This is a genomic window from Microbacterium fluminis (assembly GCF_051549805.1).
Lineage (GTDB): Bacteria > Actinomycetota > Actinomycetes > Actinomycetales > Microbacteriaceae > Microbacterium.
This window is the reverse complement of the sequence record NZ_CP196042.1, coordinates 829231-847654: the sequence shown is the minus strand read 5'-3', so window position 1 is coordinate 847654 and position 18424 is coordinate 829231. Positions and strand designations below refer to the sequence as shown.

Genomic DNA, 18424 nt, shown 5'->3' with positions numbered 1-18424 from the left:
GGCCGGGTGCCGCCCTCAGCCCACCCGTCGGCGGCCGCGCAGCACGACGATCGCCCCGAGAGCGATCAGCAGCGCCGCGAACGCGGCGAGGTCTCCGGCCGGCAGCGGTGCGCCACCTGTGCGGGCGAGGGAGCCTTCGCCGGAGGAGGCGGATGCTGCGCCCGACCCCGCGCCGGTCGTCGCGCCGCCTCCTCCGGTCGCTGTCGTCGAGCCGGAGCCCGAGCCGGAGGCGCCCGCGCCGGCACCGCCCGGCCCGCCGCCGGTTCCGGGGTCGACCGCCGCCCCGACGGGTCCGAGGCTTGCGACCACCTCGCCGCGCGTGTGCGGCTGCGTCAGACCCGTCGCGAAGATGAGCGAGCCGAGCGCCGAGACCACGGCGGTCTCCTGATGCGGTCCGCCCGGGTCGATGACGACGCGGTCGCCCGGCACGAACCAGTCCCCGGCCATCGCCACCTGGTCCGCGCTCAGGAGCTCGACGCGCGTCGCGCCCGCGGACGTGGTGGTGGTCACGAGCGATTGCGGTGCGAGCCTCAGCTTCCCGCTCCGGGCCAGGGCTGCGGCATCCGGATCCGGTTGCCACCCTCCTGCGAGCGTCCAGCTCTCCACCGAGCCCTGCAGGGTCAGCCGCACGATCTTGCCGCCCTCGGTCGTCGTGATGGGCTGGCCGTGGAACGCGGCCGGATCGGACAGCAGCGACTTCAGGAACATCGCCGGCAGCAGGTACGGCTCCAGCTGGTTCAGCAGCACCTGCGCGAAGCTCGGCCGCGCCGCGAACGGATCGACCGCGGCGGGAGCGCCGACGAAGTCGATGAACGCCCGGTTGGCGCCGATGTCGAAGCGCGTCGTGGCGCCGTTGATCTTCACCGCGTACGCCTCGCCGTTGACGACCATCACCAGCGGCGCGCCCTTGGTCTGGGTGCCGGGGATGGTCTCGAAGTAGCGGGAGAAGATCTCGAGCTTCTTCTCGATCGACGCCTTCCACGTGTCGGAGAACGGGTGGTTGAAGACATCCATCAGACTCGCGTAGGCGTCGTTGATCTCGGTCGACTTGAGGCCGAGGCCGTTGAGCTGCCCGATGAAGATGCCGTCGTCGTCGCCGGTGATCTTGACCATCTTCCCGGTCACCGGGTGCTCCTGCTTGAGCACGACGTACACACCCTTGTCCGGGGTCGTCGGGTGGTGGAACGCGTCGAAGTAGTCGAGCCCGAACTTCGGCGCCAGCTCCGGACCGGACACCTCGAGCGCGTTGTCGACGCCGCGGAACTGGTTCGGGATGCGGTCGGCCTCGGCGTACCCCTTGAGGTTGCCGATGCCCAGCCCATCGGCCTTGATCTTCCCGGTGGCCGGGTCGACGTCGGGCACGTACACGCCGTCGACCTTCTTCACCGCGCCCCGGTTGGTGAACAGGGCCCACTCCTTCTTGCGCTTGTCGAGGATCTGCTGCGCCACCGCGCAGTCCTCCTCCACGAGGTCGCCGCGGGCGATCGCGCGGTCGACGAGCAGGTTCGCGTCGCTGGTCGAGGTGCCCGACAGATCCCGCAGGATCACCATGTTCTTGTCCTCGGCGCGACCGCCGAACACCAGGTACTCGATCTCGGCCATCGACTTCGGCTTGATGTTCTCGATCTTCCCGACCGCCTCGCCGAGGTTGCGGGCGGCGGCCACATTCGCCTCGTTCGGGATGAGCACGATCGAGCGGTTGGGATTGGCCTTGGTCCACTCGCGCACCTTGTCGATCGTCTGCTGGGCGAGCCCGGCGCCGTCGAGGTCGGCGCCGACGCCCAGATCCGCGTCGGTGAGCGCGCTGCGCGTGAGGTAGGCCTTCTCGAGCAGCGGGTACTTGCTCTTGCTGATCTCGATCGCGTTCTTCTCCAGGGCGATCTGCGCCGCGCTCGGGAAGTTCGCCTGCATCTTCGCGATCGTACGGTTGTCGCGCCAGGTCTGGAACGCCGGCTCGAGGTAACGGGTCGTGGTGGCGAGCTTCACGAAGCCGGCGAGCGCGAGCTCCTGCGCGAGCGCATCGGTCGCGGCGGCGCCGATGAGGTTGCCGGTCGGCCGCACGGCGTCGATCACCCGCATCGGGTCGCCGCTGCCCCACGCCCCCTGGAGCTTCGCGGTCATGGCTTCGAGCTGCGCCTGGATGCTGCCTTCCGTCGGCGCCTCCTGGTGGAACCCGCCGACGACCTCGCCGCCGAAACGCGTGAGTGAGGTGGTGACCTGCCCGGCGATCTCCTTCACGAGCGCGTCGTGGTCGGCCTTGGGCATCGTGACGGCGATCGTCGTGAGCACATCGAGGGCGTCGGCGATCTCCTTGCTGCGGTACGACGAGTCCATCGCGAACCGCGAGGCGAACGTCGTGAGGTCGTCGAGCCGCTTCTTGGTGTTCTCCAGCGCGCCCACGCTCAGGCCGAACCCGGTGACGACGGTGTTCTGGAACGCGGTCGTGTCACTCACCCGGGCCGTGTCGATCGTGAACGAGACCGAGCTGTCGCCCTTCGTGCGGATCGACCCCGGGTACCGCGACTCGGTCGACACCGGCGCCGTCGTGAGGGCCGACCATGTGCCGTCCTTCTCCTTCACGGCCGCGCGCAGCGGGAACGAGAACAGAGCGACGCCCGTCGTGTAGGCGTCGTCCGCCCACCCGCCGTACTCGTACTCCTCGGGCGCGGGGCGCGCGCTGGTGAGCTGCACCTGGAAGGTCACGGTCTGGCCGGGGGCGATCTCGCCGACGAGCGGTGCCGGGAACGGGCCGGTCGCGTTCTGCCCGTCGGTCCGCGCCAGGTACCCGCCGCCGAGCAGATTGCCCGTGCGGGCGATCTTCACCGCGTCGGTGAGCGCGAGCGTGCGGTCGGCGGTCACGTTCTTCAGCGTGCCGAAGATCGTGATCGGGGCGCCGGCGGTCACCGAGCGCTGCGTCTCGCCGGACAGCTGCATGACGAGCATCGCGGTGAGTCCGACGTTGAGGGGGCCTCGCCCGATCGCCAGGCCCTGATCGGAGGCGATGAGCTGGGAGGCCACGATCGCGCCGTCGCCGGACGCGGTCATGGTGCGGGTGGTCGTCAGCGAGGCGCCTGGCGCGAGATCGGTCAGGCGTACGGCGTCGTTGGGCGCGTCGACAGCGGCGGGGAACGGCTCGTACGGATGCTGCGGGTCGGCCGCGCGCAGGTCGACCGGCTGCGCCTCCAACCCCGTCAGGGGTGCGGCGGTGTCGTTCGTGACCACGGTCTTGACCGTGACGGTCTGCGGGATCGGCGTGCCGTCGGGCTTCGCGTCGAGGTGCAGCTCGGTGATCGCGTCGCCCTGCGCGTCGAGGAAGGTGACCTGCACCGGGAACGGCTGTCCGATCTCGCCCGGCGACGTTCCGGTCGCCGTGACGGGGCGGGAGGAGGCATCCGTTCCGCTCACCGTCGACGACAGCGTGTACGGCCCGCGTCGGGCGGTGTGCAGCGGAACCGTCCACTCCTTCTTCTCGCCCGGTTCGAGAGTGAACGTCGCCGTCGGGGCGGCCGGGGTCGGGTCGCCCGTGCGGGTGAACGCTTCGGCGGGCGCGCTCGCCAGGAGCGAGCCGCCGTCGAAGGTCAGGCCGCCGAGCGGCCCGACGCCGTCCGCGGAGGCCGACACCGTCACCCGTGCGGTGACGTCGGCGTCCTCGGCGAGCGGGGGAGCGGCGCCGAGGAGGTCGACGGTCACGCCGAGGGTCGGTGCTGCGACCGTGGCGGTCCGGGTGGTGGTCGCGGTGCGGCCGAGCTGGTCGCGCACCGTCATGGTGACGGTGTACGCGCCCGGCTTGGCGTAGACATGGCCGGTGAACACCCCGGTGCCGGTGCCGCCGTCGCCGAAGTCCCACGTGGTGAACAGCTCGTTCGGGCTCGGCGTGCTCGTCGAGGTGACGAAGATCTGGCCGGGCGTCGTCGTGTCGTTGCGCACATCGAATCCCGCCACCGGTGCCGCCGGCCCGACCGGCCCGCCCACCACGTCGTACGCGGTGGCCTGCTCCTGCGGCGTGGACCGCGACATGTAGGTGTTCGTGCCGGTCGCGAACAGCAGCGGAGTGGAGGGGTCGGCGGAGAACAGCACGACCCGGTACGGGGCGCTGCCCGAGCATCGGCCCGGTCTGCACTCCTCGAGCCGGAAGCTCCCGCCGTTGTCCCACATCGGCTTGCTCCACGACGTCTGCTCGGCGGGGACGTACCAGTACCACGCCTGCAGGGAGGTCTCGGTGCACGGCACCTCGTAGAGATAGCCGAACGCGCCGTACGCGCAGTTCGGGTACGCCGCGGGCCGGGGGAACACCGGGATCTCCCACTGGGAGTACGTGGGACTCTTCGCGAGCTCGATCGGCGCGCCGGTGGTCACCGCACCCGTGGTGGCGGACGTCCCCACGTCGGCCGGGATGCAGGACGGGAACACCTGGTCACCCGCGCACGGCTGCGGTGCCGGACCGGCCGCGACCGCAGGCGGCGCCCACACGACGCCCGCAGTGACGGCGAGCACGAAGGTCACGAGAACGACGACGAAGGCGCGCAGGCCCCAGAATCCACGCATGTCGCGAAGCGTGCCGGATGCGCGTACCACCGGCGTACCACGCCGGATCCGGCGGAGGTCTCAGAGCTCGAGATCCGCGGCGATGCTCCGCGCGCGCTCCTCCCAGACCCGCGCCGCGGCGCCGTTCCCGGCCATCGCGTAGGAGCGGGCGATCGAGACCGCCAGCTCTTCGTCGAACGGATCGTCCGCGAGCACGCGCTCGGCCTCCGCGGCGGCCGCGTCGGGATCCTCCGCGTCCCGCAGCACGTCCACGAGACGCCGACGCACGCCCGTGGCGAGGCGCGCGAGCCGGCGACGGTGCGCCTCGATCCGTTCGCCGCCGACTCCGGGGAGGAGGCCCTCGCCGAAGGAGTCCAGGATGCTGCGCAGCTCGCGGGCGCTCGGCACCCCGTCCTCGCGGGTCGACGTGCGGGCCGCGCGTTCGAAATCGACACAGTCCACGCGCAGTGCGGGGTCGAGCCGGAGCCCGTCGCTCACCCGCTGCACCAGATCGTGCCCGGCGGCCGCCCGCAGGCGGGCCATCACGTTGCGCAGACGGCGGCGGGCGATGGTCGGGGCGGCATCCGGCCAGAGCTCGTCGCACACCTCCTCGATCGAGAGCGCGTGCCCCGCGACGGCGAGCAGACCCGCCAGGGCGGCCGGGCGACCGTCCGGGAGGATGCGGCGCTGTCCGCCGGACACGACCGTCGGAACGGTGAAGACCTCGAGGCGCACGGCCGCGACATCGGGTTCGAGGGTGGCGCTCACGCGAGCCCACCGCGCCGGTTCGCGCCGCGACGCGAGCCACGTCAGACCCAGCAGTGAGAGCTCGTCGCGCACCTGCGCCGCCAGCCGCGTCGCGCGGTCGGATTCCCCCGCCTGCAACCATGCGTCGGCGAGGAGGATCTGCCAGTGCCACTTGCGCGGCTCCTGCCACTCCAGGTCGAGGTGGCGCTGGATCAGCTCCGCCCCCGCCCGAGGATCGCCGTCCAGGAGAGCGACCAGCCCGCGCGCTCCGAGATCCTGGCCCTCCGTGATGCGGTCGCCGCGCTCGGCGAGCGTCCGATACCGGTCGCGCGCAGCATCCGCTCGCCCCTGCCGGTACGCCCAGAGCACGGTGTCGGCGACGAACTCGTTGCCCGACGTGCGGCCGTACCACTCCCCGCCGTGGTGCTCGGCCTCGGCGATCCACCGGTCGCACGTCACGGCATCTCCGCGCAGATCCGCGATGCGGGCGAGCTCCCACGCCGCGTACCCGATGAGACGCTGGTCGCCGTGGCGTCCGCCGAGCGCGTGCGCCTCCCGCAGCTCCGCCTCCGCGGGCACGAGGTCATCGATGATGATGCGCTGTTCCGCGAGGTAGGTGAGGTGCACGCCGCGCGCGCTGGATCCAGGGGGAAGCAGACGCACGCTGCGTTCGAGCGCCGTGATCGCCCGGCCGTAGAGACGCTGCGCGGGGTACACGATGTAGCCGAGCGTCAGCAGCGCCTGCGCCTGCAGCTCGGGCTCGTCGAGCACGCGGTACAGGCCGACCGACTCGCCCAGCCAATCGACCGCGCGGGTGAGTCGTGCGGGGTCGTTCAGCCACGCCGCGCTGTATCCGATGCAGAACAGCAGCCGGGCACGGGTCGCGAGCTCGTCGGGACCGCACGCGTCGAGCTGCGCGAGCCCGTCGTCGAGCAGCGCGGCGACCTCGGCGACGTCTCCGCGCTCCGAGATCGACATCCACAGCCGTTCGGCGTCGATGGAGCGGGTCAGCTCGACGGGCACCTCGACGCCGGCGAGCAGGGTGTCGACGTCGGCGAGGATGCGTCGGGTGCGCTGCGGGAGCTGGCGCAGCGCCGCGAGGCGCACGAGCTGCAGCAGACCCTCGACCCGCTCCCACACGCCGAGCGGCGCGTGCAGGGCGAGGGCATGCGCCTCGGCGAGGTCGATGTGCTCCCACTCCTCGGGGCGCGGAACCGGCAGCAGGCTCATACGGTGCATTCTGCCGTTTCGCGACACGGTCGACGCGAGTGTTTCTCCGATGCCCGGTCAGCCGCGCGGCGCCTGCTTCACGTGCTCGTAGGCCTCGAGGGCGGCCTTGCGCGTCTCGCCCAGATCGACGATCGGCTGCGGCGGCATGCCCGAGACGTGCTCGGGGGCCCACTCGGCGATGTAGCGGTTCTGCGGGTCGAACTTCTTCGCCTGCAGCTCGGGGTTGAACACGCGGAAGTACGGTGCCGCGTCGGCGCCGGATCCGGCCACCCACTGCCAGTTGAACGGGTTGCTCGCGGCATCCGCGTCGACGAGCGTGTCCCAGAACCACTCCTCGCCGCGCCGCCAGTCGATCATCAGGTTCTTTATGACGAAGGATGCCGCGACCATGCGCACGCGATTGTGCATGTACCCGGTGCGCCACAGCTCCTTCATGCCCGCGTCGACGAGGGCGAATCCGGTCTCGCCGCGCTGCCACGCCTCCAGTGCCGTCGGCTTCAGCCGGGGCCAGGGGAAGGCGTCGAACTCCGTGCGGAGATTCTTCGTGGCGAGCTCGGGGAAGCGGTACAGCGTGTGCCAGGCGAACTCGCGCCACCCGACCTCGGTCAGGAACCGGCCGCCGGCGCCCGCGTCGACCGTCTCGTGCCACACCGTGTAGGGGCTCACCTCGCCCCACCGCAGGCGCGGCGACAGCAGCGACGTCGCTCCGGCCGAGGGCTCGTCGCGCGCCGCGTCGTACGTGTCGAGGTCGTCGCGCAGGAACGCGCGCAGCCGCGCTCGGGCGGCCGGCTCGCCCGGCTCCCACGTGTCGCGCAGGCCGCCCGCCCAATCGGGCGTCGTGGGCAGCAGCGCCCAGTCGTCGAGGTCGTCGGAGGCGGGAGGGGTGCCCGGACCCGGCACCTCGCGCGGCTCGGGCAGTGGCCGACGCGGCGTGGGAAGGTGCAGACACGCGCGCCAGTAAGGGGTGAACACCGAGAACGGGGTGCCCGCGCCGGTGGTCACGGTCCACGGCTCGAACAGCAGTGAGCCCGCGAACGAGGCGACCTCGACCCCGTCCTCGCGCAGCGAGGACTTGAGGGCGGCGTCGACCGCGCGCTCGGGACCGCCGTAGCGGCGGTTCCAGAAGACGGCGCCGATCGAGGCATCCGTCACGAACTCGGTCACGACCCGCTCGGCCGGGCCGCGCCGCAGCACGAGCACCCCGCCGCGCTCGCGCAGCCGTTCGGCGAGCGAGGCCAGCGAGTGGTGCAGCCACCAGCGGGCCGCGCCCCCGTGCGTACGGATGCCACGCGACTCCTCGTCGAGCACGTACAGGCCGATCACCGGTTCGTCCCGCTCGAGTGCCGCGCGCAGGGCCGGGTTGTCGGCCAACCGCAGGTCGTCGCGGAACCACACGAGGGACGGACTCACCATGCGCCCATCCTGGCCGGGCCGCCCGGTCGTCCGCGCGCCCTTGACACGAGGGCGCCGCGCATTGATTGCAAGCTCTTGCGCAAGGCGCGCAGGTTCTTGCGTAAGCTGAGCGCATGTCGAAGCGTCTCGCCGAGGTGGCGCGCAAAGTCGGAGTCAGCGAGGCCACCGTCAGCCGTGTGCTCAACGGCAAGCCGGGGGTGTCGGAGGCTACGCGCCAGGCGGTGCTGACCGCGCTCGACGTGCTGGGGTACGAGCGGCCCACCAAGCTGCGCGGCGAGCGGGCGCGGTTGGTCGGACTGGTGCTGCCCGAACTGCAGAACCCGATCTTCCCCGCCCTGGCCGAGATCATCGGCGGCGGACTCACCCAGAACGGCTATACGCCGCTGCTGTGCACCCAGAACGCGGGCGGCATCACCGAATCGGACTACGTCGATCTGATGCTGCAGCAGCAGGTGTCGGGCGTGATCTTCCTCGGCGGCAACTACAGCCAGGCCGATGCCGTGCACGATCACTACGAACGGCTGCGCCAGGTGAACCTGCCGACCGTGCTCGTCAACGCCCGCATCGACGGACTCGCCTTCGCGACGGTGTCGACGGATGACGCCGCCGCCGCCGAACAGGCGCTCCTGCACCTGCACCAGCTGGGTCATCGCCGCATCGGCCTGCTTCTGGGGCCTGTCGATCACGTGCCCTCCCAGCGCAAGCTGGCTTCCGCCCGCCGTGTGCTCGACCGGCTCGGGGCGCCGCTGCGCGAGGAGCTGATCGTCCGCGGGCTGTACTCCCTGGAGTCGGGGCAGGCGGGGGCATCCCGCCTGTTCGCCGCCGGCGCGACCGCGATCGTGTGCGCCAGCGACCCACTCGCGCTGGGCGCCGTGCGCGCCGCGCGCCGCGCGGGTCTGGCCGTGCCGGGCGATGTGAGTGTCGTCGGCTACGACGATTCGGCACTGATGAGCTGCACCGAGCCCCCGCTGACGACGGTGCGTCAGCCGATCGAGTCGATGGGGCGCACCGTCATCGAGCTGCTGCTCTCGCAGATCGCCGGGACGTCCAGCGCCGGGGACGAGCTGCTGTTCGAGCCCGAGCTGGTGCTGCGTTCCTCCACCGGCCCGGCCGCCTGAGGCCGCCCCCACCCGCACCTCGCGCCGGAGAGTGCACGACGATCGGCGTTCCCGGAGGATCCCCGGCGCGCGGTCATGACTCCTTCGCGCGTGTGGCGTTATGAGATCGCAATATTTCGCCTGCATGTCAAAATCTTGCAATCAACGCGGCTAAAAGCTACATTCGGTGTCGAGAGCACCGATCCCCGATGACGAGGAGACCCGTGGACAGCGACGTCCTGACGAGATCAGCACCGACCCGCCCCGTCGTGCCGTCGACCGACGACCCGCACTGGTGGCGCACGGCCGTGATCTACCAGGTGTACGTCCGCAGCTTCGCCGACGGGAACGGCGACGGCACCGGCGACCTCGCCGGCGTGCGGCAGCGCCTGGGCTACCTGAAGGCTCTCGGCGTCGATGCCCTGTGGTTCAACCCCTGGTACCCGAGCCCCCTGGCCGACGGCGGCTACGACGTGGCCGACTACCGCGACATCGACCCCCGGTTCGGCACGCTCGCCGAGGCGGAGGAGCTCATCGCCGACGCCCTGGCCCTCGGCATCCGCACCATCATCGACGTCGTCCCCAACCACGTCTCCGATCGGCACCCGTGGTTCCAGGCGGCGCTCGCCGCGGGGCCGGGCAGTCCCGAGCGCGAGCGGTTCTGGTTCCATCCCGGCAAGGGCGAGGACGGCTCCGAGATGCCCACGCACTGGGTGTCGAGCTTCCAGGGCGACACGTGGACCCGCACGACGACCTCTGACGGCACGCCGGGGGAGTGGTACCTGCACCTGTTCACCCCCGAGCAGCCCGACCTCAACTGGAACCACCCCGAGGTGCGCCGCGAGCACGAGGACATCCTGCGCTTCTGGTTCGACCGCGGCGTCGCCGGTGTGCGGATCGACTCGGCCGCGCTCCCGGTGAAGGACCCGGACCTGCCCGAAGTGCCGGCCGCGCCCGGACCGGGGGCCCACCCCCACCTCGACCGCGACGGAATCCACGACATCTACCGCGGCTGGCGCGCCGTCGCGGACGAGTACGCGGGCTCGCGCGTGCTCGTGGGCGAGGTGTGGCTCGCCGATGCGGAGCGCTTCGCCCGCTACCTGCGCCCTGACGAGATGCACACCGCGTTCAACTTCGACTTCATGACCCAGCCGTGGAGCGCCGCGCGCATGCGCGCGTCGATCGCGCGCACCCTCGCCGAGCACGACCCGATCGGCGCGCCGGCGACCTGGGTGCTGTCCAACCACGACATCACCCGGCCGGTGACCCGGTACGGCCGCGCGGACTCGGGCTTCGCGTTCGAGCGCAAGCGCTTCGGCACCCCGACCGACCTCGTGCGCGGCACCGCCCGTGCGCGTGCTGCGGCACTCATGATCGCGGCTCTTCCCGGCTCGATGTACATCTACCAGGGCGACGAGCTGGGCATTCCCGAGGCCGACGTCGCACTCGAGCACATCGGCGCCGGGCCCGCGGCCTGTTCAGCGCCCTCGCGTACCTGCCGGTGATCGTGCCGCCGGTGGTCGCGGCGCTCCTGTGGAAGTTCTTCTACGACGCCTCGCCGAACGGCGTGTTCAACACGATCATCGGCTGGGTCGGTCTCGGTCCGCTGCCGTGGCTGCAGGACCAGGCCACGGCGATGCCGTCGATCGTGCTGTTCGCGACGTGGTCCGCCGCAGGCGGGACGGTCATCATCTACCTGGCAGCGCTCGTCGGGGTGCCTCCCGAGCTGTACGACGCGGCCGAGCTCGACGGCGCGGGGGTGTGGCGCAAGGTGTGGCACGTCACGCTTCCGCAGCTGCGCGGCGTGCTGCTGGTGACGTTCATCCTGCAGATCATCGGCACCGCGCAGGTCTTCCTCGAGCCGTTCCTGCTCACCGCCGGCGGCCCGGCGAACTCGACGATGACGGTGCTGATGCTCATCTACAAGTACGCGTTCCAGAGCAGCCTGGGCGGTGACTACGGCGCCGCCACCGCACTGAGCCTCATGCTCGCGGTGGTGCTCGCGATCTTCTCCGCCGTCTACTTCCGCCTTACGAAGAGATGGAGCACCTCGTGAGAACCGCGACCCGCACCGTGCGCGTGCCGCGGACGGCCCCTCGGCCGTCGGACGCGGATCGCGGCATCCTGTCCACCGCCGATCTGCGCCGCCGGCGCGTTCGGATCCCGACCCGCATCACGCACCTCGTGCTGCTCGTGTCGCTGATCGTAGTCGGGCTCGGCCCGGTGCTGTGGCTGGCGAAGTCGGCCGTCACCCCCACCCAGGACACCCTGCGCCAGCCGCTCGCGCTGTGGCCGAACGGCATCGACTGGGCGAACCTGGCCGAGGCATGGACGCGGGTCGAGATCGACAAGTACTTCCTCAACACCGTGATCCTCGCGGTCGGGGTGTGGATCGTGCAGCTCGTCGTGGCGACGACGGCCGGCTACGCGCTGTCGGTGCTGAGGCCGCGCTACGGCAGGATCGTGGTCGGTCTCGTGCTCGCGACGCTGTTCGTGCCCAGCATCGTGCTCCTCGTGCCGCTGTACCTCACGATCGTGCAGCCGCCCCTCCTCGGCCAGTCGCTCATCAACACCTTCTGGGCGGTGTGGCTGCCCGCCGGCGCCAACGCGTTCAACGTGCTGCTCATGATGCGCTTCTTCGACGCGCTGCCGCGCGAGGTGTTCGAGGCCGCGCGCGTCGACGGCGCGGGGCCGTACCGCCTGTTCTGGTCGGTCGTGCTGCCGATGTCGCGGCCGATCATCGGCGTCGTGTCGGTCTTCGCGGTGATCGCCGCGTGGAAGGACTTCCTCTGGCCGATGCTCGTGCTGAAGGACCCGGCGATGCAGCCGCTGTCGGTGCGCCTGCCGCAACTGCAGCAGTACATCGAGCTCGACGTCTTCCTGGCGGCGTTGGCGATCGCGACGGTGATCCCGATCGTGCTGTTCCTCGTGTTCCAGCGGCTGTTCCTCAACGGAGCCGGCCTCGGCGGTGCCGTGAAGGGCTGAGCCGAGGCATCCGCTCACCGCCCGTCAGAGCTTGGCGGTCTCGTGGCCCCTTCGGCACCACGGCGATCACGCCGCCGTGCACGATGCGCACGCGGATGCGGGTGGCCGAGCCGAACTCGTCGCCGTCGAGCTGCACGGGCTGGGCCTCTTCGGCCTGCAGCTCGATCCCCTCGCCGCGCGAGTAGATGACCGTGTTGTCCTTCGTGCGCAGCGAGAGCACCTGGCGTCCCGCGCGGAACCTCCGCAGGAAGCTGTTGTCCCACGCCACCCGCCGCCACACGAGCAGCCAGCCGAGCGCGTTCTTCGGCTGGAAGATGACGACGTCGAGCTGCCCGTCCGATACGGATGCCTCGGGGATGAGCTCGAGTCCCGCCGGCAGCGATCCGCAGTTGGCGATCAGGATCGACTGCACCCGCGCGGAGTGCAGCCGGCGCCCGGGGATCTGGTACATGATGCGGAACGGCGTGGCCTTCACGAGCGACCGCGCGGCGCCGTCGACGTAGGCGATCCAGCCGACCCGCTTCTTCAGGTCGCCGCTGGTGTTCGCGATCATCGCGGCATCCAGCCCCATTCCGCCCATCACGACGAATGCGTGCTCGACGTTCTCTCCGTCGTCGCGCCGCAGCGCCGCGAAGGCGATGTCGATCGGCAGGCGGTCACCCTCGAACGTGGCGCGGATCATCGCCTCCGCGTCGGTGAGCGGCAGGTTCAGGTTGCGCGCGAGCAGGTTGCCGGTGCCGCTGGGCACGATCGTGAGCGGCACGTCCGACTCGGTCATCGCCTCGGCCACGGCCCGCACGGTGCCGTCACCGCCGGCGACCATCACTGCGTCCACGCCTTCGGCGAGGGCCTCGCGCGTGACGCCGTCGCCGAGGTCGTCGACCGACGTCTCGAAGAACAGCGGATGCTGCCACCCGGCCGCCTCAGACAGGGTCTCCGCGCTCGCGCGCAGCGCCTCCGCGTCGACTTTGATGGGATTGTAGACGAGGGCGGCGCGTCGCGGCCTGTCGTCGGTGTCGCCGGGACCCTGGGGCATGGGTACGACTCTAATGTCGCCGGGGCTCGCCGCACCGTCGGCGGGGCGCGGCATCCGTCCCGCGCCTCACCCTCCCCTCCTCACCCCTCACGGGCGATGGACGAGGAAGTCGGGCCGGCCGCGCGGAGCGGCCTCCGTAGGATGGAGGCATGATCGATCCCGCGCTCCTCCGCGACCAGCCCGAGCTCGTGAAGCGCTCGCAGGAGTCGCGCGGCGTGCCCGTCGAGACCGTCGACGGCGCGCTCGCCGCCGACCGCGCCCGTCGCGCCGCGATCACCTCGTTCGAAGAGCTCCGCGCCGCGCAGAACGCGCACGGCAAGAAGGTCGCCCAGGCGCCCAAGGCCGAGAAGGCCGCGCTGGTCGCCGAGGCCAAGCAGCTCAGCGAGCAGGTCAAGGCCGCGCAGCACCTCGTGACCGAGGCGGAGGATGCCGCGACCGCCGCGATGTCGCAGATAGAGAACATCGTTCTCGACGGCGTGCCCGCCGGCGGCGAAGAGGACTTCATCACCCTGCGCACGCACGGCGAGCCGCCGGTCTTCGACTTCACCCCCCGCGACCACCTCGAGCTCGGCGAGCTGCTCGGCGCCATCGACATGGAGCGCGGCACGAAGGTGTCCGGCAGCCGCTTCTACTTCCTCACCGGCATCGGGGCGCGCCTCGAGATCGCCCTCATGAACCTCGGCCTCGACCGGGCCCTGCAGGCGGGGTTCACCCCGATCATCCCCCCGACGCTCGTGCGTCCGGAGGTCATGCAGGGCACCGGGTTCCTCGGCAAGCACGCCGCCGAGGTCTACCACCTCGACGATCAGGACCTCTACCTCGTGGGCACCAGCGAGGTGCCGCTCGCGGGCTACCACATGGGCGAGATCCTCGACCTCGGCCGCGGACCCAAGCGCTACGCCGGGTGGTCGACCTGTTACCGCAGCGAGGCCGGGTCGTACGGCAAGGACACCCGCGGCATCATCCGCGTGCACCAGTTCAACAAGCTCGAGATGTTCGTCTACACGACGCCCGAAGCGGCCGAGACCGAGCATCTGCGTCTGGTCGAGCTGCAGGAGCGGATGCTGCAGGATCTCGGTCTGTCGTACCGGGTGATCGACGTCGCCGCCGGCGACCTGGGCTCCAGCGCCGCGCGCAAGTACGACGTCGAGGCCTGGGTGCCCACGCAGGACGCGTACCGCGAGCTCACCTCCACCTCGAACTGCACCACCTACCAGGCCCGCCGCCTCGACATCCGCTACCGGCCCGCCGTCGAAGAGGGTGCGGCGCCGGCGAAGACGACGCCGGTCGCCACCCTCAACGGCACACTCGCCACCACCCGGTGGATCGTCGCGCTCCTCGAGACCCATCAGCGCGCCGACGGGTCGGTCGCCGTGCCCGAGGTCCTGCGCCCCTACCTCGGCGGCCTCGACGTGCTGGAGCCCGTGGAGTGACCGACGACACCGCGGCGCACCTGCCCGAGACGCGCACGGTCGAGGTCGCCCCGCAATCCGTCGCGGCCGAGCTGGTCGAAGAGCTCGCCGCCGAGGCATCCGACCCCTCCACGCCCACCGAGCGCCTTCTCGTCGTGCTCGACATCGACGGCACGGTGCTGCTCGAGGACGAGACGCTCAGCCCCGGCATCGTCGCGGCCGTCGCCCACGCGCACGCCGCCGGCCACGAGGTCATGCTCGCCACCGGCCGCAGCTGGAGCGGCACGTTCCACATCCAGAAGCTGCTCGAGATCGAGCCCGAGTACGTGGTGTGCTCCAACGGCGCCGTCATCCTGAAGCGGCAGACGGATGCCTCGGGCGCCGCGTCGTACGTCCGTTTCCACACCGAGACCTTCGACCCCGCCACGGTGCTGGGGCTGCTGCGCGAGCACCTGCCGGATGCCCACTACATGGTCGAGCTCGAAGACGGCGAACGTCTCTACACCGACTCGATGGACGACTGGAACCTCACCGACGCCCGTGTGGTACCGTTCGAGGTGCTGTCGCAGCATCCGGTCAGCAGGGTCGTCGTGGTCGCGCCGGGGCAGAGCGAAGCGGACTTCGTGAAGCTCGTCTCCGAGATCGGCCTCAACCAGGTCTCGTACGCGATCGGCTGGACGGCGTGGCTCGACATCGCGCCGATGGGCGTCGACAAGGGCTCGGCGCTCGAGCTCGTGCGCGGGTGGCTCGGGTTCGACCCGGCGCACGTGATCGTGTTCGGCGACGGACGCAACGACGTCGGCATGTTCCGCTGGGCGCTCGAGCACGGCGGACGCGCGGTCGCCATGGGGCAGGGGCCGCAGGAGGTGCGGGATGCGGCGGGCGAGCTGACCTCGTCGGTGCAGGACGGCGGCGTCGCCGAGGTGCTCCGCACCCTCTGACCCGACCGGCTCCCGTCGCCCGGAGTCCGACCCCCGGTCGCTGACCCTGTCGAAGCGTCGCCCGGCCCGCGGCATCCGCTCACCCATAGCATCCGCCTGCGTGCCGTTCAGCACCCGCCCAGCCGTTGCCGCGACAATGGGACGCGACCGAACCGTCGACTAGACTCGGCCGTTGTCGACGGGCGCCTCCGGGTTGCCCGCCGGGAGGGTTGTCCGAGCGGCCGATGGACCTGGTCTTGAAAACCAGTGGGCAGAGATGTCCCGTGGGTTCGAATCCCACACCCTCCGCTGTCGACGGGTGTGTCGGATCCACGCCTGGATACCCCACCCCGAGAGGACCCGCGTGAGCCAGACCACCAAGCGTGGCCGTCGCACCGTGGCGCGTCACGGTGCCCTGAAATCGCCCAGCCCGGTCGGTCAGTTCCTGAAGATCCTCGCCGTCGCCGTGGCCGTCGTGCTCGTCGCCGGCGCCGGCGTGGCCGCCTACTACGTGACGAACCTGATCAGCACCGTCTCCGACAAGGCGGTCGCCATCGAGGGCCAGGGTTCGGTTCCCCCCAACATCGGCGCGATCGAAGGCGGAGTGAACCTGCTCATCGCGGGCACCGACGAATGCGCTCCCGAGTTCGCGGCGGCGTTCGGCGACCGCTGCACCGGCGCGGACGCCGGCGGCGAGCTCAACGACGTCAACCTGCTCGTGCACATCTCCGACAACCCGCGCCGAGTGACCGTCATCTCCTTCCCGCGCGACCTTATGGTGCCGATCCCGTCGTGCACACGCGACGACGGCTCCACCGCGTCGGCGATGAGCAAGCAGCAGATCAACTCCGCCTACATGAACGGCGGAACGAAGACCGGTCTGAACTGCGTGGTGAAGACGGTGGCCGAGCTGAGCGGACTCAGCATCCCGTTCGCCGCGAAGGTGAACTTCGGCGGCGTGATCAACATTACCGACGCGATCGGCGGTGTCGACGTGTGCATCGGCAACGGCGGCATCCGCGACCGCTACACCGGCATCGACTGGCCCGCCGGCATGCGCACGGTGCAGGGCCTGGACGCGCTGCAGTTCCTGCGCACGCGCCACGGCCTCGAGAACGGCAGCGACCTGGCGCGCATCTCCAACCAGCAGCAGTACATGTCCCGCCTGGCGCACAAGCTGGTGGCCGAGAACGTGCTCGCCGACCCGGCGACGCTCCTCAAGCTCGCCACGACCGCCGTCGACAACGTCACGCCCAGCCAGAGCCTGGCCAACCCGGTGACCCTCGCGCAGATCGCCCTCGCGGTGAAGAGCGTCCCCTTCGACCAGATCGTGTTCGTGCAGTACCCCGTGAACACCGATCCGGCCGACGTCAACCGCGTCGTGCCGAACTACACCGCGGCCGACGAGCTGTGGGCGGCGCTCGCGGCGAACCAGCCGATCGTGCCGACGAGCGACCCGAACAACACCGGCGGCGTGGTGGTCGACACGACCGCGCCCACGGCACCCGCCCCCACCACGCCGTCGCCCGACGCGACCGCCGGCGCGACGCCCGCGCCCAGCGAGTCGGCTGTACAGCTCGACTCGTCGATCCCGGGGACGACGGCCGCTCAGGCCACGTGCTCGGCGGGCAACCTGCGCGGCTGAGTCTTCGCACCACGTACGACATCCACCGCGCCGAAGGAACGATCGAGTGAGCCCGACCCGCCGCACCCGCGTACCGCTCGCCCGACACGGGCGCCTCCACACCCCCAACCCCGTGCTGCAGCTGCTCGGCACGCTCGGCGTAGCGGTCCTGGTGGCGGTCGTCGCGATCAGTGGCGTGGGCGCCTTCGCGCTGTGGAACACCACCGACGCGATCGCCGCCAACTCCGTGACGATCGGCAGCGACGCCACTCTTCCGCCGCCCACGATGGGCGAGATCGAGGGCGACGTCACGATGCTGATCGTCGGCACCGACTCGTGCGCGGGCCCCAATGCCGCGCTGTCGGGTGCGTGCCAGGCCGGCGATACCGCGGGGGAGCGCAACGACGTCACGATGCTGGTGCGCATCAGCGCCAACCCGCGCCGGGTGACGGTCATCTCGATCCCGCGCGACATGCTCGTCGACATCCCCACCTGCACCGGTCCCGACGGCACCACGTACGGCTCGCAGCGCGCGGCGATGCTGAACGTGTCCTACTCCCACGGCGGGCTCGCGTGCTCGGTCGCGACCGTGGAGAAGCTGACGGGCACCACGATCCAGTACGCCGCCGCGATCCGCTGGACCGGCGTCATCAACCTCTCCGACGCCATCGGCGGTGTGGACGTCTGCGTCGCCGGGAACATCGACGACACGCACACCGGCCTTCATCTCACCGCGGGGCAGCACACGCTGCAGGGCGTCGAGGCGCTGCAGTTCCTGCGCATCCGCCACGGCATCGGCGACGGCTCCGACCTCGGACGCATCTCCAACCAGCAGCAGTTCATGTCGTCCCTGGTGCGAAAGCTGCAGAACCAGTCCGTGCTGACGAACCCGACCACCCTGTTCGGCATCGCGACCACCGCCATGCAGCAGGTCACCTCCGGCCAGCTCGTGCTGAGCTCGGGCCTGGCGAACCCCACGCGCATGGTGCAGATCGCGATGGCGCTCAAGAGCGTGCCCTTCGCCGACATCGTCTTCGTGCAGTACCCGACGCAGTACGCGTCCGGTGTCGGCGCGAGCAGGGTGCTGCCCGTGACGAGCGCCGCCGACGCGCTCTTCCAGGCGCTCGCCGCCAACAAGGCGCTTCAGCTCACCGGCGACGCCAGCCAGGGCTACGGCGTCGCGGTGACGGGCTCCGCCACTCCGTCGCCCACCCCGACGCCGACGGATGCCGCCACGGCGACTCCGACGGAAGCCCCGACCACCGCCCCGACCACGGCTCCCGGGGCGACTCCCGCGCCGTCGGCGACCGCGTCGGACACGGTCGCCCTGCCGAGCCAGATCGCCGGTTCGACCGCCGCGCAGGTCACCTGCACGCAGCCGCAGAAGTAGCCAGCGGGTTCGTCGCCGGGGTCGCCGAGCGGTTATGCTTGCTGGG

The 18424-nt window shown here is 71.0% G+C and carries 10 protein-coding genes, 1 tRNA gene and 2 pseudogenes; 9 read left to right on the top strand and 4 right to left on the bottom strand.

Annotated elements, in window-relative coordinates:
- Positions 1-15: 15 nt before the first annotated feature.
- The 3 genes from ACSJDX_RS04070 to ACSJDX_RS04060 are packed head-to-tail and all read right to left on the bottom strand — an operon-like array spanning position 16 to position 7914.
- Positions 16-4545, bottom strand: coding sequence for a PKD domain-containing protein (locus ACSJDX_RS04070; RefSeq protein ID WP_438354302.1), 4530 nt, complete (start codon positions 4543-4545; stop codon positions 16-18).
- Between the two features lie 60 nt (positions 4546-4605).
- Complete coding sequence (locus tag ACSJDX_RS04065; RefSeq protein ID WP_438354301.1) at positions 4606-6501, bottom strand: BTAD domain-containing putative transcriptional regulator; 1896 nt, start codon at positions 6499-6501, stop codon at positions 4606-4608.
- A gap of 57 nt (positions 6502-6558) precedes the next feature.
- Positions 6559-7914 (bottom strand): cryptochrome/photolyase family protein, encoded by a 1356-nt coding sequence (locus ACSJDX_RS04060; RefSeq protein WP_438354300.1) that lies wholly within the window; start codon positions 7912-7914, stop codon positions 6559-6561.
- 113 nt (positions 7915-8027) lie between these two features.
- Here ACSJDX_RS04060 and ACSJDX_RS04055 point away from each other — a divergent pair, with 113 nt between their 5' ends.
- The 4 genes and pseudogenes from ACSJDX_RS04055 to ACSJDX_RS04040 all read left to right on the top strand — a co-directional run bounded on the left by ACSJDX_RS04055 (position 8028) and on the right by ACSJDX_RS04040 (position 11996).
- Positions 8028-9032, top strand: a complete 1005-nt coding sequence (locus tag ACSJDX_RS04055; RefSeq protein WP_438354299.1) for a LacI family DNA-binding transcriptional regulator — start codon at positions 8028-8030, stop codon at positions 9030-9032.
- 188 nt (positions 9033-9220) lie between these two features.
- Positions 9221-10450, top strand: a pseudogene (locus ACSJDX_RS04050) (alpha-amylase family glycosyl hydrolase); the annotation flags it as partial.
- 20 nt (positions 10451-10470) lie between these two features.
- A pseudogene (locus ACSJDX_RS04045) lies at positions 10471-11067 on the top strand (carbohydrate ABC transporter permease); the annotation flags it as partial.
- On the top strand, positions 11052-11996 hold the full coding sequence (locus tag ACSJDX_RS04040) for a carbohydrate ABC transporter permease (protein WP_438354298.1): 945 nt from the start codon (positions 11052-11054) through the stop codon (positions 11994-11996). The pseudogene ACSJDX_RS04045 and the gene ACSJDX_RS04040, both read left to right, overlap by 16 nt.
- Here ACSJDX_RS04040 and ACSJDX_RS04035 read toward each other — a convergent pair.
- Positions 11959-13032, bottom strand: a complete 1074-nt coding sequence (locus ACSJDX_RS04035; RefSeq protein ID WP_438354297.1) for a diacylglycerol/lipid kinase family protein — start codon at positions 13030-13032, stop codon at positions 11959-11961. The genes ACSJDX_RS04040 and ACSJDX_RS04035 overlap by 38 nt on opposite strands.
- 149 nt (positions 13033-13181) lie before the next feature.
- On the opposite strand from ACSJDX_RS04035, the gene serS reads away from it, so the two are divergent.
- From serS to ACSJDX_RS04010, 5 genes are all read left to right on the top strand, one after another.
- Positions 13182-14465 carry a serine--tRNA ligase gene (gene serS, locus ACSJDX_RS04030; protein ID WP_438354296.1) on the top strand — a complete coding sequence of 428 codons (1284 nt, stop codon included), beginning with the start codon at positions 13182-13184 and terminating at the stop codon, positions 14463-14465.
- Entirely contained in the window at positions 14462-15385 is a 924-nt protein-coding gene (locus tag ACSJDX_RS04025) for an HAD family hydrolase (RefSeq protein ID WP_438354295.1), read from the top strand. Before serS ends, ACSJDX_RS04025 begins: the two co-directional genes overlap by 4 nt.
- A 203-nt stretch (positions 15386-15588) precedes the next feature.
- Positions 15589-15673, top strand: a tRNA-Ser gene (locus ACSJDX_RS04020).
- 55 nt (positions 15674-15728) lie between these two features.
- The gene (locus ACSJDX_RS04015; protein WP_438354294.1) at positions 15729-17009 is read left to right on the top strand and encodes an LCP family protein; all 1281 of its coding nucleotides are present in this window, start codon (positions 15729-15731) and stop codon (positions 17007-17009) included.
- Between the two features lie 46 nt (positions 17010-17055).
- Positions 17056-18378 (top strand): LCP family protein, encoded by a 1323-nt coding sequence (locus ACSJDX_RS04010; protein WP_438354293.1) that lies wholly within the window; start codon positions 17056-17058, stop codon positions 18376-18378.
- The last annotated feature ends 46 nt before the right edge of the window (positions 18379-18424 follow it).